This window comes from Campylobacter concisus, assembly GCF_015230035.1.
In the GTDB taxonomy this organism is placed as follows: Bacteria; Campylobacterota; Campylobacteria; order Campylobacterales; family Campylobacteraceae; genus Campylobacter_A; species Campylobacter_A concisus_BK.
Map to the genome: position 1 here is coordinate 1 of NZ_JAAKZD010000013.1, position 26,138 is coordinate 26,138.

General features: G+C 41.1%; 21 protein-coding genes and 1 pseudogene. 16 read left to right on the forward strand and 6 right to left on the reverse strand.

Annotation, left to right across the window (positions count from 1 at the left end):
* Together G6W41_RS08505 and G6W41_RS08510 are read right to left on the reverse strand one after the other, a co-directional pair.
* A partial coding sequence (locus G6W41_RS08505; RefSeq protein ID WP_194171232.1) for an NAD(P)/FAD-dependent oxidoreductase occupies nt 1-662 on the reverse strand: 662 nt, incomplete at its 3' end.
* Nucleotides 659-1,960: an MFS transporter gene (locus G6W41_RS08510; RefSeq protein ID WP_194171233.1), complete on the reverse strand. Its 1,302-nt coding sequence runs from the start codon at nt 1,958-1,960 to the stop codon at nt 659-661. The genes G6W41_RS08510 and G6W41_RS08505, both read right to left, overlap by 4 nt.
* Before the next feature lie 112 nt (nt 1,961-2,072).
* Between G6W41_RS08510 and G6W41_RS08515 the strand changes: the two genes are divergently transcribed.
* The gene (locus tag G6W41_RS08515; RefSeq protein WP_194171234.1) at nt 2,073-2,714 is read left to right on the forward strand and encodes a non-canonical purine NTP pyrophosphatase; all 642 of its coding nucleotides are present in this window, start codon (nt 2,073-2,075) and stop codon (nt 2,712-2,714) included.
* Here G6W41_RS08515 and G6W41_RS08520 read toward each other — a convergent pair.
* Nucleotides 2,707-3,429 (reverse strand): tetratricopeptide repeat protein, encoded by a 723-nt coding sequence (locus G6W41_RS08520; RefSeq protein ID WP_194171235.1) that lies wholly within the window; start codon nt 3,427-3,429, stop codon nt 2,707-2,709. The genes G6W41_RS08515 and G6W41_RS08520 overlap by 8 nt on opposite strands.
* A gap of 93 nt (nt 3,430-3,522) precedes the next feature.
* On the opposite strand from G6W41_RS08520, the gene G6W41_RS08525 reads away from it, so the two are divergent.
* The 3 genes from G6W41_RS08525 to rmuC all read left to right on the forward strand — a co-directional run bounded on the left by G6W41_RS08525 (nt 3,523) and on the right by rmuC (nt 8,227).
* On the forward strand, nt 3,523-4,734 hold the full coding sequence (locus G6W41_RS08525) for a saccharopine dehydrogenase family protein (RefSeq protein ID WP_194171236.1): 1,212 nt from the start codon (nt 3,523-3,525) through the stop codon (nt 4,732-4,734).
* 815 nt (nt 4,735-5,549) lie between these two features.
* Nucleotides 5,550-6,614 carry a multidrug effflux MFS transporter gene (locus tag G6W41_RS08530; protein ID WP_242039945.1) on the forward strand — a complete coding sequence of 355 codons (1,065 nt, stop codon included), beginning with the start codon at nt 5,550-5,552 and terminating at the stop codon, nt 6,612-6,614.
* An 80-nt stretch (nt 6,615-6,694) separates the two neighbouring features.
* A complete protein-coding gene (gene rmuC / locus G6W41_RS08535) occupies nt 6,695-8,227 on the forward strand; it encodes a DNA recombination protein RmuC (RefSeq protein ID WP_194171237.1) in 1,533 nt (510 codons plus the stop codon).
* A gap of 52 nt (nt 8,228-8,279) precedes the next feature.
* On the opposite strand, the gene G6W41_RS08540 is transcribed toward rmuC, so the two are convergent.
* The 3 genes from G6W41_RS08540 to G6W41_RS08550 all read right to left on the reverse strand — a co-directional run bounded on the left by G6W41_RS08540 (nt 8,280) and on the right by G6W41_RS08550 (nt 11,387).
* Nucleotides 8,280-8,876 carry a DUF6803 family protein gene (locus tag G6W41_RS08540; protein WP_194171238.1) on the reverse strand — a complete coding sequence of 199 codons (597 nt, stop codon included), beginning with the start codon at nt 8,874-8,876 and terminating at the stop codon, nt 8,280-8,282.
* 131 nt (nt 8,877-9,007) lie between these two features.
* Nucleotides 9,008-9,721 carry a TorD/DmsD family molecular chaperone gene (locus tag G6W41_RS08545; protein WP_194171239.1) on the reverse strand — a complete coding sequence of 238 codons (714 nt, stop codon included), beginning with the start codon at nt 9,719-9,721 and terminating at the stop codon, nt 9,008-9,010.
* Complete coding sequence (locus G6W41_RS08550; RefSeq protein ID WP_194171240.1) at nt 9,714-11,387, reverse strand: 4Fe-4S dicluster domain-containing protein; 1,674 nt, start codon at nt 11,385-11,387, stop codon at nt 9,714-9,716. Before G6W41_RS08550 ends, G6W41_RS08545 begins: the two co-directional genes overlap by 8 nt.
* A 153-nt stretch (nt 11,388-11,540) precedes the next feature.
* On the opposite strand from G6W41_RS08550, the gene selA reads away from it, so the two are divergent.
* From selA to G6W41_RS08610, 12 genes and pseudogenes are all read left to right on the forward strand, one after another.
* Complete coding sequence (selA, locus tag G6W41_RS08555) at nt 11,541-12,866, forward strand: L-seryl-tRNA(Sec) selenium transferase (protein ID WP_194171241.1); 1,326 nt, start codon at nt 11,541-11,543, stop codon at nt 12,864-12,866.
* On the forward strand, nt 12,863-14,683 hold the full coding sequence (gene selB / locus G6W41_RS08560; protein WP_103649733.1) for a selenocysteine-specific translation elongation factor: 1,821 nt from the start codon (nt 12,863-12,865) through the stop codon (nt 14,681-14,683). Before selA ends, selB begins: the two co-directional genes overlap by 4 nt.
* Before the next feature lie 53 nt (nt 14,684-14,736).
* A complete protein-coding gene (locus tag G6W41_RS08565) occupies nt 14,737-15,444 on the forward strand; it encodes a thioredoxin domain-containing protein (protein WP_103649732.1) in 708 nt (235 codons plus the stop codon).
* Between the two features lie 279 nt (nt 15,445-15,723).
* Nucleotides 15,724-15,930, forward strand: coding sequence for a twin-arginine translocation signal domain-containing protein (locus G6W41_RS08570; RefSeq protein ID WP_009294906.1), 207 nt, complete (start codon nt 15,724-15,726; stop codon nt 15,928-15,930).
* 77 nt (nt 15,931-16,007) lie between these two features.
* Nucleotides 16,008-16,202, forward strand: a pseudogene (locus G6W41_RS10380) (hypothetical protein); the annotation flags it as partial.
* Nucleotides 16,203-16,262: 60 nt separating this feature from the next.
* The gene (locus G6W41_RS08580; protein ID WP_242039946.1) at nt 16,263-18,917 is read left to right on the forward strand and encodes a formate dehydrogenase subunit alpha; all 2,655 of its coding nucleotides are present in this window, start codon (nt 16,263-16,265) and stop codon (nt 18,915-18,917) included.
* 10 nt (nt 18,918-18,927) lie between these two features.
* Nucleotides 18,928-19,488 (forward strand): formate dehydrogenase FDH3 subunit beta, encoded by a 561-nt coding sequence (fdh3B, locus tag G6W41_RS08585; RefSeq protein ID WP_021092752.1) that lies wholly within the window; start codon nt 18,928-18,930, stop codon nt 19,486-19,488.
* Between the two features lie 315 nt (nt 19,489-19,803).
* Nucleotides 19,804-21,747, forward strand: coding sequence for an FTR1 family iron permease (locus tag G6W41_RS08590; RefSeq protein WP_194171242.1), 1,944 nt, complete (start codon nt 19,804-19,806; stop codon nt 21,745-21,747).
* Between the two features lie 20 nt (nt 21,748-21,767).
* Nucleotides 21,768-22,289 (forward strand): iron transporter, encoded by a 522-nt coding sequence (locus G6W41_RS08595; RefSeq protein WP_004317727.1) that lies wholly within the window; start codon nt 21,768-21,770, stop codon nt 22,287-22,289.
* A 51-nt stretch (nt 22,290-22,340) separates the two neighbouring features.
* A complete protein-coding gene (locus G6W41_RS08600; protein WP_103649729.1) occupies nt 22,341-23,720 on the forward strand; it encodes a Fe-S-containing protein in 1,380 nt (459 codons plus the stop codon).
* Nucleotides 23,717-25,009, forward strand: coding sequence for an ABC transporter permease (locus G6W41_RS08605; protein ID WP_194171243.1), 1,293 nt, complete (start codon nt 23,717-23,719; stop codon nt 25,007-25,009). The genes G6W41_RS08600 and G6W41_RS08605 overlap by 4 nt, the downstream gene beginning before the upstream one ends.
* A complete protein-coding gene (locus G6W41_RS08610) occupies nt 24,996-26,138 on the forward strand; it encodes an ABC transporter permease (protein WP_194171244.1) in 1,143 nt (380 codons plus the stop codon). The genes G6W41_RS08605 and G6W41_RS08610 overlap by 14 nt, the downstream gene beginning before the upstream one ends.

Genomic DNA, 26,138 nt, shown 5'->3' on the forward strand with positions numbered 1-26,138 from the left:
AGATCGCCGCTAAATTTATGGCTCTCATTTTTGGTATTTATCACTACATCCGCACTTAGACTAACGCCACTAAGCTCTTTAAACCAAAACTCATCTTTTTGCACGCTAAAGCCAACAAGAGCAGGGGCAGGCATTGAGAGCTCAAGGCCAAATTCGCTAGCTATTTTATAGCCAACATCGCTTGTGCCAAGGGCTTTGTAGCTTAGTCCGCCACTTGCGATGACTAAATTTCTAGCTCTAAATTTCTCATCTTTTGTAAAAATTTCAAAAATTTCATCTACTTTTTTGGCGCCGATAACCTCTTTGTTATAAAAAATATCTGCATTTTGCCTTTTTAAAAGCAGGCTCAAAACGCTCTTTGCACCGCTATCACAAAAAAAATGATTTTGTTTTTGCTCGCTAAATTTAATCTCACTAAAAAATTTCAAAACCTGATCAGGGCTTAGTATTTTTAAAATTTGCTCTATAAATTTTTGCTCGCCAAGGTAGTTTTTGGCGCTTACAAAGCGGTTTGTGATGTTGCATCTGCCGCCACCGCTTGCTAAGATCTTTTTGCCAGCACTGCTGTTTTTTTCTAAAATGGCAACCTTTTTGCCCCTTAAATTTGCTCCTAAAAAGAGCCCGCTAGCGCCAGCACCAACGATGATGACGTCGTAGATCAAAACTTCAAGCTCTCTTTTAAGGCCGCCTCGCTTGTTAAGCGAGAGTCAAATTTGATCACTTGATTTTTCTCGTTTTTGTAATAATCCACCACACCTTTTTGGCTATTTAGTAGCTCTAAATTTAAGCTCGCTTCTGGGCTTAAGTAGATATTTTTAAAAATTCTTGGATCGCTCAGGCTAAATAGCAAAACAAGCCAGATCATGCAAAGTACCACGCAGACGATGGCAAGCACTTTAAAACTAAAAGCGTGCATTATATATCCGCCAAACGCGCCCCCAACGAAGCTGCCAAAGTAGCCAAATGAGTTAAAGATGCCAAGAGCGGTGCCTTTTTGTGAGGATTTTACAAATTTTGTCGCGGTTGATTGCATGATTGGCTCGTGAAGGTTAAAACCTATAAAAAATATCGCGATGCCAAGCACAAAGAGAAATTTCGTAAAACTAAAGGCAAAAATGGCGTAGGTTAGGGCAAAAAGCAATGTGCCAGCTATCAAGATGACCTTGCTAAGCCCCTTGCCATCGCCCAAAGCGCCAGCTAGCCCCATAGCCAAAAAGCCAAGCACAGCGCCAAGCGTATAGACCTTGTAAAGCTCGCTGCTTTCGTATCCATAATCTCTTACCAAAACGATAGGGATCACCAAAAATGCGATGCTTGTGAGCATCTTTTGCATGAAAGAGGTGAAATTTATGATCATGTAGTCTTTTTGCAAAAATAGCTTGCCAAATGGCACCTTTTCGGCCTTTGCGCTCACTTTTATCTCTTTTGGCACGACGGTGTAGAGTAGCACGACGCAAAGCAAGCTAAGAGCGGCGCTTAGATAAAAGAGGCTTGAAAGCCCGTAGTCCTTGGCAAGAAGCGGTCCAAGCACCATCGAAAGCGTGAAGCTAAGCCCTATAAAAGCGCCCATTATCGCCATAGCTTTTGAGCGGTTTTCCTCAGCCACAAAGTCACTTATCATCGCTGTTGCCACGGCTCCCACGGCTCCCACACCTTGTAAAAATCTACCAAAAAGCATCGTGTAAATTTCACTTGCCAGCGCGCAGACGATAGAGCCAGCCACAAAGATCAAAAGACCGATGGTTAGCGCTTTTTTGCGGCCGATCTTATCTGAGAGAGCGCCAAAAGGCACTTGAAATATCATCTGTGAGATCGCATAGACGCCTACTATTAGCCCTACTAAAAATTCGTTTGCGCCCTCTAAATTTAGGGCATAAAGGCTAAGTACCGGTAGGACTATGAAAAGTCCAAAAAATCTGCTAGCTACGATAAAAGATAGTGGCAAAACGCTTTTTAACATAAATTTTCCCTTATTTTTAAAAGGACTAAGTTTATCATTTTAACACTAATTTAAATTTAAAAATTTAATCTACTTTTTTGTAAAATACGCCCAAAAATCAAGGAGTTTTGCGATGAAAATCGTGCTTGCGACATCAAATTTAGACAAAGTAAAAGAGATAAAAGAGTTTTTAAAAGGCTATGAAATTTATGCGCTAAGCGAGGTTGTAAAGCCATTTGAGATCGTTGAGGATGGCAGAAGCTTTCAAGAAAACGCGCTCATAAAGTCAAAAGCTGTCTTTACAAAGCTTAAAGAGCTTGGGCTTGAGGACGAATTTGTCTCACTTAGCGATGATAGTGGCATTAGCGTGGACGCGCTTGGTGGCGAGCCAGGGATTTACTCAGCGCGCTACTTTGACCTTGATGAAAATGGCAAAGTGTGCGGCAAAAACGCAAATGACGCAAACAATAGAGCAAAGCTAATTAGTAAGCTAAAGGCGCTAAATTTAAAGAGCTCGCCAGCTCACTACACCGCCTGCATCGCTATTAGCTCGAAATTTGGCGACTACGCGACGCATGGCTTTATGTATGGTGAAGCGATAGACGAGGAGCGCGGCACAAACGGCTTTGGCTACGATGCACTCTTTATCCCAGATGGCTTTACAAAGACGCTTGGCGAGCTAGATAACGAGACAAAGCTTAAAATTTCTCACCGCTCAAAGGGGCTAGAGCTTGCAAATTTCGTGCTAAAAAGTCTAAAGAAAAACTTTAGTTAAGCTCCTTTAGTCCTTTGCTGGCTCGCTCCAAAAGATCCAGCGCACGAGGGTTTTGCTCCTTCCCTTTTAAAATTTCAAGTACTTCTTTGTAGTTTTTGGCAGCTTCGTCATTTTTATTAAGCTTTACTAGGTCGTTAGCAAGCTCTACTAAAAGCTCCGAGCGGACGAGCTCGTTGCCACTTAGATCTGGCGTGATATTAAGTAAATTTAGCGCTAAAAGGTGGTTTTCGTAGGCTTTGTCAAAGTCGTTTTTCATGTAGTAGGCATTTGCGATGCCTTTTATGCAGACGAGTTCGTCGTGTATCGGAGCATTTGGCGTGACGTCATAAATTTTTAGAGCTTCTTGAAAATTAGCAAGCGCATCGTCATATTTGCCTAGCGCTTTTTGTGCCGCACCCAAGCTATGATAAGAGCGAGCTAGTAGCAGCTTGTCGCTAACGTTTGCCGCGAGCTCAAGCGCTCTTTGTGAGAGCTCAAGTGCCTTTTGTGGCTCTTTATTTACCATGCAGATGCTGGCGCCATTTATGAGCGAAGTGATCGCCTGCTTGGCATCGCCAGCCTTTAGGCATGCCTCGCTTGCTTGCTCGGCTAAATTTATAGCTCTCTCCAAATTTCTATCACTTTTATAAAACTCATTTACGCTCTCTTGCACCAGCTCGTCGCAGCTACTTGCAAAGAGGCAAATAGGCGCTAAAAATGGCAAAATTTTCTTCATCTTTTTATCTTTAAAATTTGGCTCATTTTACCTTTTGAAGCTAGAAATTTATATTAACTTTGCTAAAATCACTAAAATTTTAAGGAGCCAAAAATGTCAAATATCTTAATCATCGGAGCAGGTGGCGTGAGCCAAGTCGCAACCGTAAAATGTGCGATGAACTCGGACGTTTTTACAAATATCACCCTAGCAAGCCGCACAAAAAGCAAGTGCGACGCGATCGCTAAATTTATAAAAGATCGCCTTGGCGTGCAGATAAATACCGCGCAGATCGACGCTGACGACACGGCGGCTGTTGTGGAGCTCATCAAACAAACAAAGGCTGATCTGCTTTTAAACGTCGCGCTGCCGTATCAAGACCTAACTCTCATGGACGCTTGCGTAAAGGCTGGCATACCTTACATCGACACTGCAAACTACGAGCACCCAGACACCGCAAAATTTGAGTACAAGCTTCAGTGGGCGAAGGATGGTGACTTCAAAAACGCTGGCACCATGGCGCTTCTTGGCTCTGGCTTTGACCCAGGAGTGACAAACGTATTTTGCGCCTATGCACAGCAAAATTTATTTGACGAGATCCACGAGATCGACATCCTAGACTGCAACGCTGGCGATCACGGCTATCCATTTGCGACAAATTTCAACCCAGAGATAAATTTACGCGAAGTTAGCGCAAATGGCCGCTACTGGGAGGCTGGCAAATGGATCGAGACAAAGCCGATGCAGATCATGTTTAAGTGGGACTACCCAAAAGTTGGTGTCAAAGATAGCTATCTGCTCTATCACGAGGAGCTAGAAAGCCTAGTTAAAAACATCAAAGGACTAAAGAGAATTCGCTTTTTCATGACCTTTGGACAAAGCTACCTAACCCACATGAAGTGCCTAGAAAACGTGGGAATGCTACGCATAGACGAGGTCGAGCATAACGGCATGAAAATAGTGCCGATCCAGTTTTTAAAGACGCTTCTACCTGACCCTGCAAGCCTTGGCCCTCGCACAAAAGGCAAAACAAACATCGGCTGCGTGATACGTGGGCTAAAAGATGGCAAAGAGCGCCAAGTCTATATCTACAACGTCTGCGACCACGAAGCTTGCTACGCCGAGACAGGCGCACAGGCTGTTAGCTACACCACAGGCGTGCCAGCGATGATCGGCTCGATGATGGTCGCAAAAGGCATCTGGAGCGGCAAAGGCGTCTTTAACATGGAGAATTTCGACGCAAAACCTTTCATGGACGAGCTAAATAAGCAGGGGTTGCCGTGGGAGGTAATCGAAATGAAGCCAGGTGAAAGATACGAAGTTTAAATTTTTAGACTTGTCTCGTGAGTGTCTTTTGCGGAGCTTGAAATTTTCACCCTTCGACAGACTATATGTCTAGTCTCGGGATGAAAATTTCTTTGCAACCCCAAAATCCATCTCACGATACTTCGCCTGAGTTTTTATCAAATTTTATTTTGCTCGGTCATTACCTACTCGGTAACTCCCGTCACAAAATTTAAAACCGCCTCGTCTAAGCGAAAAATCCTGCACCTGAATTTATTAAATTTAATACCTTGAAAGACTATTTGTCTAGCCTTAAAGCGAAATTTACTTCTTCTGTTTAGTTACGAGTGAAGCGAAGTAGAAAACATTTAAATCCATCTCACGATACTTCATCAGAGACTTTGTGGCATTTAAATTTTAATAACACGCTCCGCTTAAAAATCGAATTTTGCCTTGTCTAAGTGAAAAACACTTCGCCTGAGTTCTATTAAATTTTTATTTTGTTTGGTCATTACTAGATTGACAGCCCTTGCCTCAAAAATTTAAAACCGCCTTGTCTAGATAAAAGTCACTTCGCCTAATTTTTGCCTTTAAATTTAAACCTCTTCGCCAAACAAAACCTTGATAAATTTACCTCACTCCATCAAAGAAATTTTCTAAATTTACACCAAAGCTAGTTTTAGGTGCTTGTTGCTGCCAATTTGTAAATTTATGCTATATCTACGAAATCTTAATCGCAGCTAAAAAGGGGAAATCTTGCAATCAACAAAAACATCTATCTGGTTTTTAGTCATCCTAAGCGGTCTAATGGCCTGCCCTCGCTATCAACGGACGTCTATCTACCTGCCATGCCTACGATGGAGCGACAGCTTCATGGCGATGCGGAGCTAACGATCACTGGCTTTTTGATCGGTTTTGCCATCGCACAGCTCGTTTGGGGGCCTATTAGCGACAGGATAGGGCGAAAACTCCCGCTATTTATCGGTATGGCGCTCTTTGTCGTTGGCTCCATCGGATGTGCCATGTCACAAAGCATGAGCGAAGTGATAATTTGGCGTATCTTTCAAGCCACAGGCGCGTGCGTGGGACCTATACTTAGCCGTGCGATGATCAGCGATGTTTTTGAAAATAGCGAAGCTGCAAAGATGCTTTCAAACTTAGTCATCATCATGGCTGCAGCTCCTATCATAGGACCGCTGCTTGGTGGTGCATTACTAGAGATTGGCACTTGGCACTGGATATTTTGGCTAATGGCAGCTGCAAGTGCTTTTTTGTTTATCCTTATCTTCTTCTTGCCAGAGACGTTGCCACAGCAGAAGCGCTCAAAAGAGCCGATGATAAACTCGTTTAAGAGCTATTTTGTGCTTATAAAAGATGCTAAATTTATGAAATACACTCTAAGCGTGACCTTCTTTTACATCGCAGCATACGCCTTTATCACGGGATCGTCATTTGTTTATTTAGACTATTTTGGCATACCGAGCAAGTACTATGGATTTTTGTTTGGCGTAAATATACTTGGTGTGGCGGCGCTTAGTTTTTTAAACAAGAGCTTGGTTAATAAATTTAGCCTAAATTCGCTTCTCATCACCTCAAGCACAGTTGCTTTTGTCGCTGCGGCTTTGCTTTTAGCGCTTACATTTTTTGGTATCGCCGGAGTTTGGGGCGTTATCATACCTATGTTTTTCGTCTTTAGTATGAACGGTATCATCGCCTCTTGTTCAAACGCAGCCGCTCTTAATCAAGTCCCTCAAGAGATGAAAGGCAGAGCAAATGCTCTCATTGGCTCACTGCAATATGGAAGCGGTATCGTCTCATCAGCCATGCTAGCACTCTTTACGACCACGACGCCACTTATCATGTCAGCCATCATCTTTGTCTTTGTATTTTTGTGCTGGCTTGCTGCCTATCTAAACAAATAAACTATCAAAAGGGCTTAAATGCCCTTTAAATTTAAAGCTATTTCACCTATAATAAAGCCAAAATTTAAAAGGAAATTTTAGTGCTAACGATAGAAAATTTATATATTTTAGTGGCAGCTCTTGCGCTTGTTTGCGTGGTGTTGGCAGCTTTTTTGATAAATGCAAATTTACAAAAGACAAAGCAAAGAGAAAATTTAGAAAATTTACAAGATGAGCTAAAAGATAGCGAGCGGCTAAATATCGAGCAAAGAGCAAAGCTTGAAGCAAATAGTGACAAGATAGATGAGCTAGCTAAAAATTTAGACGAGTATAAAATTTCACTCAGACAAAAAGATGAAAAAGAGGACGAGCTAGAGCGCGAGCTAAGGCGTCTAAACGAGGAGCTTGGCAGCCAGACAAAGATGGCTGAGATGGCAAAGTCGCTATCTTTAAATTTACAAAACGAGCTTGATGCAAAAGAGGATGAGCTAAAAAGATCAAACGAGAGTGAAAACGAGCTAAAACGCGCTATCGTCGCACTAAAAAGCGAGATCGAGGCCAAAGAAAACATCCTAAGATCGCAAGAAGAGAATTTAAAAAAGGTGAAAAACGAGCTAAATTTAGAGTTTGCAAACCTTGCAAATAAGATATTTGAAGAAAAAAGTGCAAATTTCTCAAAAAACAGCAAAGAGTCGCTTGAGCTCTTGCTAACGCCACTTGGAGAGAAGATAACAAGCTTTGAAAAGAGAGTAAATGACGCCCACAGCGACTCGCAAAAGAGCGCAGGCGAGCTTAGCGCGCAGCTAAAAGAGGTAGTCGAACTTGGCAAAAATATGTCAAAAGAGGCAAACTCGCTAAGCACGGCGCTAAAAGGCAGCAACAAAGTCCTTGGTAACTGGGGCGAAATGCAGCTTGAGCGCACGCTGGAGGCTGCTGGGCTAGAAAAGGGCACGCACTACGCAACACAAGAGAGTTTTGACGTGAGCGGCAAGAAGCTCATACCAGACTTTGTCATAAATTTCCCAGACGACAAACAGATGATAATAGACAGCAAAGTCTCACTCCACGCCTATGAAAAAGCAGTCGCTGCGGCTGACCCGGCACAGAGCAAACTAGCCCTTAGTGAGCATATCGCCTCAATCAAAAAGCACATCGACGAGCTAGCTAAAAAAGACTACTCATCGCTTGTGAAAAGCCCTGATTTTGTGCTGATGTTTGTGCCAGTTGAGCCGGCATTTTTGGAGGCTTTGAAATTTGATCCAAATTTATTTAACTACGGCTATGAGAAAAAAGTGGTGCTAGTCTCGCACACGACGCTCATGCCGCTACTTCGCGTGGTGGCAAATTTATGGCGCATGGAGCATGGCAACAAAGAGGCAAAAGAGATCTTAAAGAGTGCAAATGAAATTTATGAGAAATTTTGCACCGTCGCTGAGAAGCTAAATAGGCTTGGAAACTCGGTGAGATCGGTAAATGATAACTTCAATGAGGTCGTTAAAAGCGTGAGCGGTCAAGGTGGGCTTGATAGCAGGCTGGAGAAATTTAAAAAGATCGCTATAAATCCCAAAGATACGCAGATAAAAGAGCTTGAAGCAAGACCTAGAGAGATCTTGCTAGCTAGCTCTAAAGAGTAAATTTAGAAATTTAAAGCAAAAGTTTTTAGCAGGTGCTAAAAAACTTTTAAATTTAGTGGTTCATGTGCATATTAGTTGAGTTATCTTCACTCATATTTTGCATCATCATGTGGTGATCATGCATTGGCATATCTGCTGGCATGTTCATCGGCATATTCATCTGCATATCCATCGCGCCATTTTCAGCCTTATAGCCTGTTATGGTAGGATCAACCATGCCAAATATCATAGCGACGTGTGCGACGATCAAGGCAAATATGAGTAGGCAAAAGTGAAGCTTTAGCTTTGCCTTTTCGCTTGCGTTTTTGTAGATCAAATTTAGCTCTAAAAGCGCGATGCCAAGAAGTGGTATGACGCTGATGAGATATGAGTAGACAGCGATGACATCGGCATATCCGCGCCATTTTATACTTGGATAAATTTTTGCTAAAAAGTAGATCACAAGAGCTGTAAAATAGACCCCAAGCACTATGCCAGCAAATTTGCCAACAGCCTTAAAGCCAGCATTTTTGCCGCTATCCATGTGATACATAGTGAGAAACTCCATCGCCACTAAAAGCTCCGTAAGCCCCACAGGTATCACCATGAAGAGGATTAGATTGTAGGGTTGATCGAGCGATAAAAGCTCCATGTAGTGTGTCATTACCATTGTAAGTCCTTTGTAAAAATTTAAAGAAATTTACTACTAAAAGGCTAAGATAGTTAAAAAATATCAAGAATAGTTGCGGGATTTAAGCGGATGTTAAATTTACTCCTAGCTAGGCTAAGAGTAAATTTAAGCTAGTCTTTAAACTCGTGTGAGATGACTGGAGAGAATTCCTCCCAGTGAAGCTTGGTTTTAATGGTTGGCATCTTGCTTTGAAATGGCTCTTTTTTAAGTGCTGCCATAGCGACGCTATCGCCTTGTGGTTTGGCTGGCGCTTCTACGCTTAAAACGGCTCTTTCAAGCTCGATGAAGTCTTTTAAGATGATCGCATAGGAGCGGAAGAAATTTGCATTTTTATGAGCTAAAAGTAGCGAGCCAAACTCATCAACAAATAAATTTAAAGTCTCGCTAAAAAGCTTGTCGCTGATATTTTTTGCGCCGTTAAATTCATCATTTAAAAACGTAGCCATCGCTAAAAATATAAAGCCAACATAGTCTTCGCTATCTTTGCAAAGCTCCTTATCACGCCTATATGGGCTAAGGTTTAGGCAGTGTATCACCCTAAGTCTAGCCGCGCCGTTATCTCTGCCCTCTTCATAAAATGAGGCGCTTAAAGGGATATTTGTAAAGCCAAAAAGAACCTCGTTTTGTTCATTTACAAGCTCTTTAAAGCTAAATTTTTCTAAATTTGCAAATGCCTCTGCGCTTTGCTCGCTCAAAGGATTTTGCGCTAGGTAGCTTAGCTGCTCTCTCCACCTTGCAAATTTCTCATCACTCGTGTGAAAAAATAGCGGATAAGCTAAAAATTCGTAAAAATATGCCCTTGCCTTTGTGATGTTCTTATCCATTTAGCAGATCCTCTCTCATCGCGTTTAGCTGGGCTTGCACCATGATCTTTGCCTTGCAGTCGGCACAGCAGTAAAGAGCTTTTATCTTGGCTCTGTCGTTGCCAAAACGTGGCTGCATGATCGCTGCGATCTTCTCGACCGCCTTTTTAGTCGCAAACTCTTTTCCGCACTCCACGCAGGCAAATAGCTCATCATGCGCAAGCTCGCTATAAACGAAGCTCTCAGGCTTAAGTGCTAGCTTGCCAACCTCAAGCGAGATGGTGTTTTTCTCAGCGCAGCTTAGCTCGCAGTAGCCACAGGCGGTGCAGACGCTTGGGTTAAATAAAATCGAATTTGTCTTCTTATCAGCCACCAAAGCGCTTACGTTACAAGCTCCAACGCAGCTAAGGCAGAGCGTGCAAGTTTCAGCGTTTATCGTGACTTCGCCATATCTTATCATCTCGCCACTTTTTACCACGCCAAGATCGTTCTCACCCACGATAAACTCAAGCCTTTTGGCAAAAATTTCTCTCTTTGGCAGTGCGTATTCGTTGATTGAGTGCTGTGAGCCGTCTATTAGTTTTGCTTTTTTAAGCGCGATTTCAAGCTCAGCCTTGTCTTTTGCGTGGTGTATCGCACTCTCTTTAAATTTAAGCTCATAAATTTGATTTACTATGCTAATGGCGTCCTTTTCGCCCTTGCCAAGGCTCTTGCTATATAAGATCACACTCGCGCCACTTTCTTGAAGAAGTGTTAAAAAGTGCGTTTGGCTTAGCAGATGTGGGGCTAGGATGACAAAAGGTAGGACATTTTGTGGTAGGCTCACGTTAAGCTCTTCTAAATTTATCTCTTCAGATACGATTAGAGCGATCTTATCTTTGTAAAGCTTAGCGATAGTGGCAAACGAGCTTTGTGGCATGAGCGTTGAGTCTAGCGAGCCGCTAGGGCAGACGCTGATGCAGTTTCCGCAGTTTGTGCAATCTATCGCTGAAAAGACAAGGTGCTTTGTTTCGTCCTCTTTTAGGATGGCAACCGTTGGGCAAACCTCGGCGCAACGACCGCAAATTTCACTCCTTCGCTCGTGATACTGGCAGATTGATGAGTCGTACTGCGTAAAGCTTTTGTATCTAAATTTTGGGCTTTTTGCGTTTAAAATTTCAAGCACTTTTTCATCTTTTAGCCCTGAAATTTCGTAGCAGCCGCTTTGCTTTAGCATATAGTCCCTTGCGTTTTCAACTAAGAAAAAGTCGCAATCAACCTCAAATTCATCATTTGCTCTAAGCACCAAAACGCTTAGCTCGCCAGCTGCGCCATATATAAATTTAACCTCAAAGTGCGTGAGCTCTATCACTTTGTAGCCATTTTCTTTTAGTAAATTTGCTAGCTCTTCGCGGCCTGAGTTGCTTACTATGACAACATTTTTGCCGACCTCTTTTTCATAATCCACATCCTTTGCCATATCAAAGGCGCTCGCTCTTGCCTCGTAGAGTAAAAGTGTGTTTTTGGCTTTTTCTAAGACGCTTGCGGTGGTATTTTTAAGGTAGAAATTTATCTCAGGTGCGATGATGTTTGCTTTTAGCTTTGGAGAGTTTGAGACTAGATAGTCGCCATTTTCGTTGTTGATCTCTATCTGCTCATTTAGCATCAAAGCATCGTCAAAATCGTTATAAAAGCCAAATTCTTTCATTGTTTCTCCTATTATCAAAAACGGGCTTATTCTAATATTAATGGGATTAATAGACTCTGAAATTTATATCCTCCTTTTTGCTCTAAGTTTTAATTTATAATATTTTTATGTTAAAATCACGCCTTGGTAAAACTAACTTACTAGGAGCGCAAATTGAACGATTTAAGAAATATCCCACAAGTTGATAAGATCATAAAAAACGAAGCATTTTTAGGGCTTGATACGAGTTTAGTCACTATGCTTGCAAGGCAAATTTTAGATGAGGTTAGAGCTAAAATTTTAAATGAAAATGCAAGTTTTAGCGGCGAAGAGATAATAAATTTGATCCTAGATGAGTACTATAAATTTAATGAAGCAAGCCTTCAAAGAGTGCTAAATTTAACTGGCGTGACCATACATACAAACCTCGCTAGAAGCGTTATCGATAAAGAAATTTTAAAGCGGGCAACGCCTGTTATCACAGGATACTCAAACTTAGAGTACAACCTAAAAACAGGCAGCCGCGGCAATAGATACGACTACGTTGGCTCGCTAATAGCAAGAGCTTTTGGCTTTGAAGACGCCATCGTTGTAAATAACAACGCAAGCGCTGTATTTTTGGTGCTAAACACCTTTGCAAAGGGCAGGGAGGTGGTCGTTAGCAGAGGCGAGCTAGTCGAGATCGGCGGCAGTTTTAGAGTGCCTGAGGTGATGGCAAATGCAGGTTGTATCTTAAAAGAGGTCGGCACGACAAACAAAACTAGGCTAAGAGACTACGAAGAGGCGATAAGTGACGAGACGGCGATGCTTGTAAAGGTTCATAGATCAAATTTTGACATCGTTGGTTTTAGCGAAGAGAGCTCGGCAAATGAGCTTAGCGAGCTAGCAAGCAGACAAAATTTGATAGATTATTTTGATCTTGGCAGTGGATTTTACGGAAATTTACCATTTAATCTTGACAAAAACGAGCCAGATCTAAAAAATTTAAAAGATGTTTCGCTAGTTAGCTTTAGCGGCGATAAGCTGCTTGGCGCGGTGCAGTGTGGCATAATTGTCGGCAAAAAAGAGCTTATCGCAAAGCTTAGGAAAAACCAGCTTTTAAGGATGCTTCGTGTCGATAAAGTGATTATCTCGCTTTTGGCTGAGAGCATGAAAGCCTATCTAAACAAAGAATTTGAGCTAATCACAACGAAAAAACTGCTTCACAAAAGCGTAAAAGAGCTTGAAGGCTTGGCAAATTTTATAAATAAAAATTTAAAAACTCCGCTTGAGATAGTGCGAACTTCTACCTTTGTAGGAGGCGGTGCGATGCCAAATAAAAAGATCCCAAGTGTGGCTTTGGCATTTGGCGGTGATGCAAATTTAAACGAGCTAAAATTTAGGCAAAAAAAGGTGATCGGACGCATAGAAAATGACAAATTTATGCTTGATCTTAGATCGCTTCTTGATGAGGACGTAGAGACGCTAATAAAAATAATAAATGAAACGGAAGAAAAATGAGTTTAATAATAGGAACAGCAGGGCATATCGACCACGGAAAAACCGCGCTTATAAAGGAGCTAAACGGCTTTGAGGGGGACAATCTTGAAGAGGAGAAAAAGCGTGGCATAACGATCGATCTAAGCTTTTCAAATTTAAGCAAAAATGATGAAAATATCGCGTTTATCGACGTGCCAGGGCATGAAAATCTCATAAAAACGATGATAAGTGGCGCGTATGGCTTTGACGCGTGCTTGTTTGTGGTGGCGGCAAATGACGGGCTTATGCCTCAAAGCTTGGAGCACCTTGAAATTTTAAATCTCCTTGGCGTGAAATCTATAATCGTTGCGCTTACAAAGTGTGATTTGGTTGATGAGGCCACCATAAATTTAAGAAAAAAAGAGATAAGAGATGAAATTTCTAAATTTAAAAACCTGCAAATTTTAGAAATTTTTGCCGTTAGCATAAAGGATAAGGCAAGCATCGATGAGCTTAGAAATTATCTCTTTACGCTAAGAGCCAAAAAGCGCGATGAGGATGGCGTTTTTAGATACTATATCGATAGGGTTTTTAGTCTAAAAGGTATCGGAAATGTCGTAACTGGCACCGTTATAGAGGGAAGCGTTAGTAAAAACGAGAAGCTTTTTAACTACGACGCTGGCAAAGAGGTGCTAGTAAGAAGCGTGCAAAGCCACGATAAATTCGTTGATAGCGCCGGAGTTAGCAGCCGCGTGGCGCTTAATCTAACTGGCATAGAGCTTAGTGAGCTAAAAAAGGGTCAGCTACTTAGCAAAAAAGGCTTTTTTAGGGGATTTAGAGAGGTTGATGCGGTCGTGACTGCTAAAAATCTCATCCACTCTCAAAGCGTGACTTTTTGCGTGGGCGCTAAAAACGTGCCCGCAAAGGTGCTAATACTTAGCCAAAAAGATGATAGCTACTTTGTAACATTTAAATTTCAAAGCGATATGTTTTTGAAATTTGATGAGGCCTTTGTTCTCATCTCAGATGCGCGCGTGATAGGCGGTGGTAGGGTGCTAAATCCTGTGCTTGAGCCACTAAAAAAGGCTGGCAAAATTCTCTTTTTAGCCTCGCTTTTAAAGCATGATTTTGTTGAAGCTTTTTCTATCTTAAAAGAGGCTCACAAAAATGGCTTTGGCATCATCTCTTCTTATCAAAGATTTGGTCTAAATCACGAAGAAGCCGTAGCCGTGGCTAAAAAAGTCTCAAACGTCTTTGTCGATGAAAAGGCTTTAAATATCTATGATCTAAGCGCGGTTGAGCGGATAAAATCAGCCATTAAATTTATGATAGAAAAGAACGAATTTGCTGTCTTTTCAGCTCAAAGTATCAGCCTAAAACTTGCTTGGGCTAGCCAAAATTTAGCCCAAAAAGCGCTTGATGAGCTTGAAAGTGCAAATTTAATCGCCAAAGATAGCGGTGTCTATACCAAAAAAGGCGTTGATCTTAGCAAGCTAAAAGTAAGGCTTGAAGAGAAAATTTATGAAATTTTAGAAAGTGGCAAGCTTGCTCCTACGGCGCCATATAATATATATGATGATTTAGAGATCGATAGGGTTAGTGGTGACAATGCCCTTAAAAAGCTAACCGCAATGGGCAGGGTCATAAGGCTGGAGCATAACCTTTTCATCACTAGAAATTCGCTAAAACTAGCCCTTGATAAGCTTCGAGCCATCATAAAAAATCAAGGCTTTGTAAATGTCACAAACGCCAAGGATGCGCTAAATTTAAGTAGAAAATATATCATCGCCTACCTTGAGCAGCTCGATCTTGAGAGTGACATAATGAAGCAGGGAAATGATAGGGTTTTTCGCAGTTAGTATTCATTTACAAAAAGCAAATATAATCCGCCAAATTTTTAAAAAGGATAAAAATGAAAAAAGTGATCTTAGCCTCAGTCATCGCGGCAACTAGCCTAATGGCAGCAAGCGATAAGCAAATAGAGGACTTCTACTCTCAAATGGTTGATAGCAGCGTAAAAGTAAAGGTAGCCGATCGTCACAAAGTGGCAGGCGATATCGAAGCTGTCGTGGTAAAACTAAGCAAAGATGGCAACTCACAAGATGAGATAGTTTTTACAAAAGGTGACTTCATCTTCCCAGACGTGATCGATCTAAAAGAGCAAAAATCATACCTCGCTGAAGTGAAAAAAGAGGTCATCGCAAAGGGAATTTCTAAAATTTATAAAGATGAAGACAAGGCAAACATCATCGTTCTTGGTAGCGACCCTAAAAAACCAACTATCATAATGTTTTCAGACCCAGAGTGCCCATACTGCAGAGCTGAGCTAGCAAAGATCGAGACAACGCTAAAAGATAGCAACGTAGAGATCGTCCTAACTCCAGTGCATGACGTCTCATCACTTCAAAAAAGCTCACTAATCTACAAAGATGCAAAAGCTGCTAAGAGTGACAGTGACAAGGTTAAAATTTTAAGAAAATACTACGCTGAAGACTACAATGTAGATGATAAGAGCGTTAGTAAAGAAGATGTCGCAAAGATCGATAATCTGCGCAAAAAATACTTTGCAGCTGGCGTTAGATCGGTGCCATTTATCGTAAATAAAAGCGATCTAAAATAACATTTTCTAGGGAGCTCTCCCTAGAATTTCTACTACAAATAAATTTTATAAATTTAAAGTATATTTAACTATATTTTTAATAAATACTTAACATTCTTAATTAAACTTTTATATTTACTTTGCTTAACTTAGAAATATGCTAAATTTACATAGTTTAACTTTAGGGCGCTAAAATGCCATAAAATAGGCTATTTGCGATATTTTAGAAATTCTAAATATGCAAATTTTACATATCAATGAACCAAATTTCTCAAAAATTTTGAGGCATAAGGAGGAAAAATGCAAGGATCAAGAAGAGATTTTCTTAAAAAATCTCTAAAAGTCGGTGCTGCCGGCGGTGTACTCGCAGTCTCAGCCGTAGCAAAAGTGACTAGTGATGACTTGGCTCCTGATGACAATGGCGTTGTCGTGGGCAAGTCAAACAAAAAAGAGGTGCTTTATAAAAAAAGCAAAAACTGGGAAACCTACTATAAAATCGCATACTAAGGGAGATAACCATGAGTGATGCACGTATAGGAAGACGTTCATTTTTGAAGCTAGCCGCACTAGGTGCTGGCACCACAATGGCTTTTGGACAAAATGATACGATAAGACACGCTAGCGCAGAGGAGATAAAAGATCCTTTCCCTGGCTCAAAAAAGGTTAGAACTATTTGTTCTATATGCTCAGCAGGCTGTGGTATCGAGGCTGAGGTACAAGATGGTGTTTGGGTTCGTCAAGATATGGCGATGTTTCACCCGATATCTCAAGGCTCACACTGCTCAAAAGGTATCGATCAGATCGACCTTACACACAGCAAACAACGCATCAAATATCCTATGAAAAAGGTTGATGGCAAATGGCAGAGAATTTCATGGGATCAAGCTGTAAATGAGATCGGCGATAAGATGCTTCAGATCCGCAAAGAAGATGGACCTGATAGCGTTATATTCTTAGGGTCTGCGAAATTTAACAACGAACAAGCATATTACTTTAGAAAATTTGCTGCGTTTTGGGGCACAAACAGCAACGACCACGTAGCAAGAATTTGACATAGCGCAACAGTCGCCGGTGTGGCGAATACTTGGGGTTATGGCGCGATGACAAACCACTTTGGAGATATGGCTGCAAATTCAAAATGTATATTTATAATAGGTGCAAATCCAGCTGTGGCAAACCCAGTTGGCGGCATGAAGCACACTTTGCAAGCAAAAGATAGAAACAACGCAAAAGTGATCGTAGCTGATCCAAATTTTACAAAATCAGCTGCACACGCTGATCTATACCTAAGACAAAGATCAGGTACTGATATAGCACTTGTTTATGGCCTCATCCACATCATCTTAAAAAATGGCTGGGAAGATAAAGAATTTATAAAAAATAGAACTTATGGTATCGACGAGATAGCAAAAGAGGCTGAGCACTGGACACCAGAGGTCACATCTGACGTTACAGGCGTACCAGTTGATAAGCTAATGGAGGCTGCAAATATCCTAGCTCACACAAAACCAGGCACGGTGATCTGGGCACTTGGCATCACTCAGCACTCAGTTGGTAGCTCAAATACGAGAATTTTACCTATCCTTCAACTAATCCTAGGCAACATGGGCAAACCAGGCGGCGGCTGTAACATCATCCGTGGTCACGACAACGTTCAAGGCTCAACTGACATGTGTAACCTCTCAGATAGCTTGCCGATGTATTACGGACTAACTGACGCGGCTTGGAAGTACTACTGCCAAGGCTGGGGTGTTGATTATGACGAGTTTATCAAACGCTTTGCAGTCTCAACTAAAGAGCCAAAACAAGGTGGCACTCCAGTTAAAAACACTGTTTTTGAAGAGTATTATTACCACGATCCTAAAAATCCAGAGGATAGAAACTGGAGAAATGAAAAAGGCTGGTCACTTTCAAAATGGTGGCAAGGCGTCTTAAAAGAAGAAAATACCTTTAGCAGTGGCGCATTAAGGGTTCTTTGGGTTCAAGGAACTGGTCTAACATCTATGGCGCACCTAGCTAAAATTCAAGAAGCAGCTTCAAAACTAGATATGATCGTAGTTGCTGAGCCATTTGTAAATGAAATTTCTATCCTTTCAGATAGAAAAGATGGTGTCTATATCTTGCCAGTGGCAACTGCCTTTGAAAACGAAGGCCACTTAAACGCTACAAACCGCTCAGGTCAGTGGAGAACAAAAGTCGTTGATCCACTTTATGAGAGCAAGGGCGATCACGAAGTTATGTTTGCATTTGCTAAGAAATTTGGCTTTTATGATGAATACGTAAAAGGCATGAAGATGGATGTCGTAGATAGAGAGCTAAAACAAGTAAAAGATGACTTTGTATGGCCAGATGATGCGACAAACGAGATAGCAAGGGTTGGAAATTCTATAGGTCTTGTCGGCAGAACTGCTGAGATGTTTAGACGCCACCAAGCAAACTGGGATAAATTTGACCCAGATACGCTAATAGGTCTTGGCGGCGAGGTAAAAGGCGAGTACTACGGCAAGCCATGGCCAGCATGGGATGAAAAACACCCTGGCACACCGATACTTTATGATATGAGCAAGCCTTATGCAGAGGGTGGCTCTGGCTTTAGAAACCGCTTTGGCTTAGAGCATAACGGCGTTAGTCAGCTAGCTAGCGAAGAGGCAACTTTGGTTGGCTCAGCTATAAAAGGTGGCTACCCACAAATCACAAAAGATAATATAGAAAAAGTCCTAGGCATCACTCTAACAGAAGAGGAGAAGGCTAAGATAGGACCTAGCTGGAGCATGGACTACAGCGGTATCATCTTAGAAAAATGCCGTGAAAAAGGGGTTGTGCCGTATGGTAATGCAAGAGCTAGAGCTATCGTTTGGGAATTCCTTGATCCTATCCCAAAACATAGAGAGCCTATCCACTCACCACGCTGGGATCTTGTCCAAAAGTATCCGACATTTGATGATCAAGCTAGAAATTTCCGTGTTTCTACTAGATTTAAGTCAGAGCAACAAGCAAAAGACTGGTCAAAAGAGTTTCCTATCGTATTTAGTACGCAACGCGTCGTAAATTTAAGTGGTGCGGGAATGATAGAAAGAACTAGTAAATACCTCTCAGCTATCACACCTGAGATGTTTGCTAACGTCCATCCTGAGCTTGCTTTAAAATACGGCATAAAAGATCGCGATATGATGTGGATCCACAGCCCACAAGGCACGAAGATCAAAGTAAGATGCTATCACAGCTATATGGTAACTCCAGATAGAATTTGTATGCCTTACAACTTCGCTGGCGTTATGCAAGGTGTCGATCTCTCAGCTCGCTACCCAGAGGGCACTAAGCCTTATGTCATCGGCGAGAGCTTTAACACAGTTACTAACTACGGATTTGACCCTGTTACTCAAATTTCAGAATTTAACGCAGGTCTTTGCCGCATAGAAAAAGCTGAAGAGAATACCTTTAAAACATCGTTTTATCACGAGTATGGCGAGAGAGACGCCCTAGGTAAAGAGTAAGGAGAGAAAAATGGCAAGAATGAAATTTTTTGTAGATACTAATAGATGTATCAGCTGCTATGGATGTCAAGTCGCTTGCTCTTCTGCTCACGAGCTTCCAGTAGGAATTTATAGAAGAAAGGTTATCACGCTTCACGATGGCATCGAGGGCAAAGAGGTTTCAACCACTATCGCATGCCAGCACTGCACCGACGCACCTTGCGAGCAAGTTTGTCCGGTTGATTGTTTCTACATTAGAGCTGATGGCATCGTGCTTCACGATAAAAACAAGTGCATAGGCTGTGGATACTGCTTATATGCTTGTCCATTTGGTGCGCCGCAGTTCCCTAAAGATGGGGCATTTGGCGTAAAAGGCGTAATGGATAAATGCACTATGTGTGCAGGCGGTCCAGAGCCAACTAACTCACACGAGGAGAGAGAGCTTTACGGTCAAAACAGAATGGCTGAGGGCAAAGTTCCTATGTGTGCGGCTATCTGTTCTACAAACGCACTTTTAGTTGGCGACGCTGCTGAGGTTTCAAATGTATATCGCAAACGCGTTATGCTAAGAAATACAGGACTAAACGTATAACACTAAGGAGGGCGCTTGCTCTCCTTTTAAATTTATAAAATTTAAATTATTTTTATGATTTTTATAATCTAAAATTTCATCAATAATTTTTCTTATCTATTAAAATTATCAAAAATATATAACTTTTTTATCTCAATATGAAATTTTACTCTAACCCTGTAAAGCCCTAAATTTACGTAAAGTTGATTATTAGATTGTAAAAAATATTATTTATGCTTTCAAATTACATTCTTTTATGATAATCGTTTTTATTTTAATCAAAGTAAAGCATTGGTAATATTTCACTTTAAAATAATCTCACAGGTGGTTTAATTAATGAATAAATTTTTTAAATTTATGCTTATCATGCTACTTCCTATCTGGCTTGTGGCAAAAAATGACGACTACACACAAGTCGCAGCTCAGATAAAAGAGTCATTACAAAAAGTAATAACAGAGTATAGAGCTGGTAACGTCGAGCAAGCAGTTAGCGATACTCAAAATGCTTATTTTGGTCTATTTGAAGATGTCGAAGCTGGCATCAGAATAAATTTAGGTCAGAAAAAAGCTTACTCTATGGAGAAGCAGTTTGGCGAGATCAGAAAGGCGATAAAAGCTGGCGAAGCACCAGATGACGTGCAAAAAAGAATAGATCAGATAAATAGCGAAATCGCTGAAGTTTTGCCAGTTATTTTAAATGGACATAAGCTTGTTGGTGAGTATTCAGACAATCCAGCACAAGCTGCTGCAAGTGGCTATGACACTTCTAAATTTATCCCTGAGTGGAAGGTAGCATTTGAAAATTTATCAGCTACTTTGGATAAAGCCATAGCAAGCTACGAGAGCGATAAACAAGATGATGCTAAAAATTCTATCCAAGATGCTAAATTTAATGATTATAGAAACACTCAACTTGAAATCGCCGTTCGCCAATATATAGAAAATGGCAAAAGCATAGATGCTGACATCCAAAGAAAGATGGGTGAAGCGATCAGTGGCATCACAAATGGCATAAGCAAAGATGACTTTAAAGTAAAGCTAGAAGAGATCAAAAAGTTAGCTTATGATGCCGTTGCAAAACTTCCAGCTGAAACAGTAAAACTAGCAAAAGTTGATATGAGTAGTGCAGCATCTAGCGATAGCAGCGAAGATAGTGGCACAGACTACACTCAAACTGTTAAAAACATAAATGACAAAATTCAAGCAGCCATCGCGCTTTACAAAGGTGGCAATAGCGCTAAAGCTATGGGCGATATCCAAGACATCTACTTTGATGAGTTCGAAGGTAGCGGCATGGAGAACAAAGTAGGTGCGATAGATGTAAATTTAAAAACAGCTATCGAAGCTACATTTGGTAACCTTGTAGCCCTTATGAAATCAGGTGCAGATGAAAAAACACTTGAAGAGAGTGCAAGCAAGATGTCATCTCAGCTAGCAGCTGCACTTGAGAAAACTAGCGGTTCAAGCTCACCTTGGACGCTATTTATCTGGGCTCTAACTATCATCTTAAGAGAGGGTTTTGAGGCTCTTATCATCGTTGCAGCCGTCGTTGCATATCTTGTAAAAACTGGCAATGCAAAATCTATGGGCAAGGTCGTATATAGCTCAGTTGGCGTGGCTGTCATCTTAAGCTTTGTCATGGCTTGGATAATGAACGTCATCTTTGGCGAGGCAGCAGGTCAAAAAAGAGAGCTTATGGAAGGCATCACGATGCTTGTTGCAGTGGGACTTCTATTTTATGTTGGCTTCTGGCTTCTTTCAAATGCTGGCGCTAAAAAATGGAACGACTACATCAAATCTCACTTATCTGAGTCTATCTCAAGTGGCTCAAGCACGATGCTTTGGTGGACTGTATTTTTAGCGGTATTTAGAGAGGGCGCTGAGACAGTGCTATTTTATCAAGCGCTTATCTTTGACGCAAAAGACTCAGCTGGCTACTCAATGATCGCAGCTGGCTTTGTCGTAGGTCTTATCGTTCTTTTGATAGTCTATTTCTTATTTAAAATTTTCGCTATTAAAATTCCTATTAAGCCATTTTTTATATTTACATCAGCGATTATCTTTTACATGTCGATCGTCTTTGTTGGCAAGGGCGTTGGCGAGCTAGTTGAGGGCAAAATTTTCATCCCAACTATCATAAAAGGACTAAATTTCCCTGACTGGATGAGAGACTGGCTAGGACTTATGCCATATTACGAGAGTTTAATACCTCAAATCATTATGGTGCTTGCCCTAATTATAGGCATCGTTATCATGAAATCAAAACAAAATAAAAACTAATCTTATATAAAGGAGAGGATATGAATAAAATTCTTAGTTCAGCTCTAGCACTTAGCCTAGCAGCTGGTTTTGCACTTGCTGGAGAGCACCCAATCGGCGAGCCTGTAGAGGCTAATGGCATGGAGATAGCTGCAGTTTATCTTGAGCCAATCGATATGGAGCCAAAAGGCGTTGATCTAGCTCCAAGCTTGGCTGATCTTCACTTAGAGGCTGACATCCACGCTATAAAAGGCAACAAAAACGGCTTTGGCGAAGGCGAGTGGATCCCATATCTAAAGATCAACTATGAGCTAAAAAACCTTGATAATGGCAAAACTAAAAAAGGTACATTTATGCCTATGGTTGCAAGCGATGGCCCACACTACGGCGCTAACGTAAAAATGGATACAGGTGTTGGCAACTATGAGCTTAAATTCCACATCGACAATCCAGAAAAACAAGGCTTTGGTCGCCACGCTGACAAAGAGACTGGTGTTGGTAAATGGTTTGAGCCTTTCACAACAACTTATAAATTTCAATGGACAGGTGGTCCTGTTAAATAATCACTTTGGGGCGTTCTCGCCCCTTTTTAAAAATTCTCATAGGGTTTAGTTATGTCAATTTACTTCTATCAGGTCTTTTTAGCCCTCCTTGGATTTACGCTTTTTGCTGCCTTAAATAACAATGGCAAAAGTTTAAAAACGATCTTTTTACCATCTTTTCTTGGCGTTGTTGCTGGTGTGCTTATCTTTAAAGCTGCTCGTCATGCGCTTGTTGATGACCAGTTTAAAATTTTTATTGATTCAGTGACGCTGGTTTTTCTACTAATTAGCATTTTATGGATATTTTTCGAGCTTAAGATAGCAAAAATCGTAACATTTTTTATTTTAGGCATCGGCTTTGGTTTTGGTTATAGCTCAAGTAGCGCTTTGTTCCCACTATTTGGTGGCGAGCTGCTTGATACGCTTTCAGTCATAAGCTTCTTTTTGATGATCTTTGCGATGATCTTGATACTATTTTTATTTTTCTTCATTTCAAATTTAAAAGCAAGCATCCCATCATTAGTAGCTAAAATTTTAGCTCTTATCACATTAGTATTTTTGCTAGTTGATAGAAGCTCACAAACTGCACTCGAGCTTTTACGTGCAGGCGCTTTAAAGATAAGTAGCGAGCTAAATTCTCAAATTTTATCTATCAGCGCAAAAGGTATCTATGTCACAGAATTTAGTGCCTATTTTTATATAGTTGTGATCCTACTTTTATGCATCATCGCACTTTGCTTTATTCCAAAAAGTATCGATAAGAGCACGTTTGGCTCTATCAAATACCGCTTTACAAAAGCCGTTAGAGAAAATGTCTTTGACAATGCAAAATTTGCATTTTGCAGCGTTTTAATAGCGCTTGGCTTCTCTCTTTATTTTGATCTTTACGCATCTCGCCCACCTCAAATTTCAGAGCCACTCTTGGTTGAGCCAGTGGGAGATAAATTTATATTTGATGTTGATATGTTAAAAGATAATGAACTTCACAGATTTGCCTACATCACAGATGAGGGCAAACAGATAAGATTTTTCTTGCTAAACCGCTTTAGTGACCGCCCATCTCCTGTCATCGTCTTTGACTCGTGCATGATTTGCGGCGATATGGGCTACATAAAAAGAGGAAATGACCTTATTTGTATCTCTTGTAATGTTAGAATTTTCTTGCCGTCAGTTGGCAAAGAGGGCGGTTGTAACCCGATCCCTATGGCATTTACCTTTGATGGTAAAAATATCATAGTTGATTACAAAACGATCGTCGCAGGGGCAAACTACTTTAGCAAGGTCGTCGAAAAGATGGTGCTTGACCCAGTTAGTCGCAAAAAGGTGAGCAATCTTGATTCAAGATCATATTTATACTACGGACGCACATATTTCTTTGAGAGCAACGAAACTCAGGCGAAATTTGAAGCAAATCCAGAAAAATATGTAGAAACAAATGGAACGTTAAAATGAAAAATATGCAACTAAGAATGATAAAAAGCTCGATCACGGGCTCAAAGGTGCAAAAGACGATGGCGTTTATCACTATCTTGCTAGCTGCTCTTTTGATAGCTTGCATGCTAAATATCACGCTAAAAATCGGCGATCAAGTGGCAAGCGAGCTTAGAGGTTATGGCTCAAATATCGTCGTTTTACCACGCGGTGAGAGTCTAAGCATCGAGATCGAGGGTAAAAATTTCACCCCACTAAAATCACAAAATTTACTCCCAGAAGCTGATATCTACAAGATAAAAGAGATCTTTTGGAGAAATAATATCGTCGCTTTTGCTCCGTTTTTAGAGACAAAGGTAAAAGATGCTAAGGGCGATGAGTTTAGCTTTGAGGGGACATATTTTGATAAAAATATCGGACTAAAAGATGAGCCAGAATTTAGCACAGGCGTTAAGAGCTTGTATGGATTTTGGGGCGTTGAGGGCGCTTGGCCAAAAGATGAAAGCATGGATGAAATTTTAGTAGGAGATGAGCTTGCAAAGGCTAAAAATTTAAAAGTTGGCGACAAGCTTAGCCTTGTAGGCAAAAATGGCACAAAAGAGGTTAGCGTGGTTGGTATCTTAAAAGGATCAAGCGATGAGGCACATAAGCTAATAGGCTCGCTCAAACTTGCTGGCGATCTCTCAGGTCACGCTGGCTCATATACAAAAGCTGAGGTCTCAGCCATGACGATCCCAGAAAACGACCTATCGCTAAAAGCAAGAAGAAATTTAGACAACCTTGATAGCGCAGAGTACGACAAATGGTACTGCTCGGCCTACGCAGGATCTATCGCATTTCAGATAGAAGAAAATTTACCAAACGTTAGCGCAAAAGCTAGCCTTCAAGTAAGCGACGCTGAGAGTAATATCGTAAAGAAAATTCAAAGCCTAATGGGTATCGTTAGTATCATCGCTCTTGTGGTCTCAGCCATCGGCATAACATCGCTAATGACAAGTGAAATTTACCGCCGCAAAAAGGAGATCGGCCTTTTAAAAGCCATAGGTGCTAGTAACTTTGAAATTTACGCCCTTTTTGCTAGCGAGAGCCTTGTGGTTGCCTTTTTTGCAGGCATAACTGGAGCATTTTTAGGATACGCGCTAAGCTACGTGATGTCTTACATTATCTTCTCTCACGGCATAGGCATAGCATGGATCGTGCTGCCAATTAGCGTGGCATTTGCCTTGCTCATCTCAGTCGTTGGCTCGCTAATGCCAATGAGAAACGTCATAAATTTACTACCTGCGGAGGTGCTATATGACCGCAAATAGCAAATTCTTTTACAACCTTATCTACAAAAGCCTAAAAAATGGCTCATCAAGGGTTATGGTTATCGTGATCTCGATCTTGCTTGGAGCGTGCGTGTGTGCGGCATTTGTCAATGTCTATCTAGATATCGACTCAAAGGTCTCACGCGAGCTAAAAACTTATGGTGCAAATATGATCTTTGCTCCAAAAGATATGGCGACAAGCGATGATATGAGCGAAAAAACCTATAATGAAATGATCGCTAAGGTGCCAAAAGACAAGCTTCTTGGTGAGAGCGGTTATCTCTTTGCTCAGGCAAATATCGGTCCAACAAATGCCATCGTCATGGGGACAAAATTTAGCAATCTAAAAAAAGTTAAGCCGTTTTTAGATGTTAGAGATGGAGCGATGATAAATGTCGATTTTGACGATAAAAACGTGCTAATAGGCGTCGATCTTGCTCGTCAAGCTGGCTTTAAAGCAGGCGATGATATAGAAATTCGTGCCATTGGCTCAAATGAGAGCATAAATGTAAAGATAAAAGGCGTAGTGGCAAGTGGCGATAAAGAGGATGCTCTTTTGATCACGTCACTATCTTTGGCTCAGAAAATTTCAAACAAAGTTGGCAAGATAAACTACGCTGAAGCTGTTGTGCTTGGAAATTTTGACGAGATAACATCGCTTGCAAAAACTATAAGCAACGATGAAATAGTCGCAAAACCAGTGGCAAAGGTCTCAAAGTCTGAGGGCTATATCTTAGAAAAGATCAAACTTTTAATGGCTCTTGTTAGCCTTGTCATCTTGCTCATTACTTCAATGTGCGTAAATACAACGCTTAGTGCTATCTTGCTTTCTCGCTCAAAGGAGATCGCACTTCTTAGAGCCATAGGCGCAAGCAAAAAAGATGTACTAAGACTGTTTGGCTTTGAAACATTTGTGACAGCGCTCATCTCAGCGTTAGTTGGAGCGTTTTTAGGTTATCTACTAGCTCAAATTTTAGGTTATGCGATATTTGATTCTAGTATTGATTTTAGAATTCTAAGCATCCCAGTAGCTGTGGTCATATCACTTCTTTTTGCAGCGATCGCAGCGTTTTACCCGATTAAGCGGGCACTTAATAACAAAATGGCAGATACACTAAGAGGAGAATGA

Coding starts and splice junctions, on each gene's coding strand:
- G6W41_RS08565 (WP_103649732.1), top strand. CDS start 14,737: ATGAAAAAAGTGATCTTAGCCTCAGTCATCGCGGCAACTAGCCTAATG.
- fdh3B (WP_021092752.1), top strand. CDS start 18,928: ATGGCAAGAATGAAATTTTTTGTAGATACTAATAGATGTATCAGCTGC.
- G6W41_RS08570 (WP_009294906.1), top strand. CDS start 15,724: ATGCAAGGATCAAGAAGAGATTTTCTTAAAAAATCTCTAAAAGTCGGT.
- G6W41_RS08545 (WP_194171239.1), bottom strand. CDS start 9,721: ATGGATAAGAACATCACAAAGGCAAGGGCATATTTTTACGAATTTTTA.
- G6W41_RS08515 (WP_194171234.1), top strand. CDS start 2,073: ATGAAAATCGTGCTTGCGACATCAAATTTAGACAAAGTAAAAGAGATA.
- G6W41_RS08590 (WP_194171242.1), top strand. CDS start 19,804: ATGAATAAATTTTTTAAATTTATGCTTATCATGCTACTTCCTATCTGG.
- G6W41_RS08510 (WP_194171233.1), bottom strand. CDS start 1,960: ATGTTAAAAAGCGTTTTGCCACTATCTTTTATCGTAGCTAGCAGATTT.
- G6W41_RS08540 (WP_194171238.1), bottom strand. CDS start 8,876: ATGGTAATGACACACTACATGGAGCTTTTATCGCTCGATCAACCCTAC.
- G6W41_RS08605 (WP_194171243.1), top strand. CDS start 23,717: ATGAAAAATATGCAACTAAGAATGATAAAAAGCTCGATCACGGGCTCA.
- G6W41_RS08530 (WP_242039945.1), top strand. CDS start 5,550: ATGGAGCGACAGCTTCATGGCGATGCGGAGCTAACGATCACTGGCTTT.
- G6W41_RS08550 (WP_194171240.1), bottom strand. CDS start 11,387: ATGAAAGAATTTGGCTTTTATAACGATTTTGACGATGCTTTGATGCTA.
- G6W41_RS08525 (WP_194171236.1), top strand. CDS start 3,523: ATGTCAAATATCTTAATCATCGGAGCAGGTGGCGTGAGCCAAGTCGCA.
- G6W41_RS08610 (WP_194171244.1), top strand. CDS start 24,996: ATGACCGCAAATAGCAAATTCTTTTACAACCTTATCTACAAAAGCCTA.
- G6W41_RS08595 (WP_004317727.1), top strand. CDS start 21,768: ATGAATAAAATTCTTAGTTCAGCTCTAGCACTTAGCCTAGCAGCTGGT.
- G6W41_RS08600 (WP_103649729.1), top strand. CDS start 22,341: ATGTCAATTTACTTCTATCAGGTCTTTTTAGCCCTCCTTGGATTTACG.
- selB (WP_103649733.1), top strand. CDS start 12,863: ATGAGTTTAATAATAGGAACAGCAGGGCATATCGACCACGGAAAAACC.
- G6W41_RS08520 (WP_194171235.1), bottom strand. CDS start 3,429: ATGAAGAAAATTTTGCCATTTTTAGCGCCTATTTGCCTCTTTGCAAGT.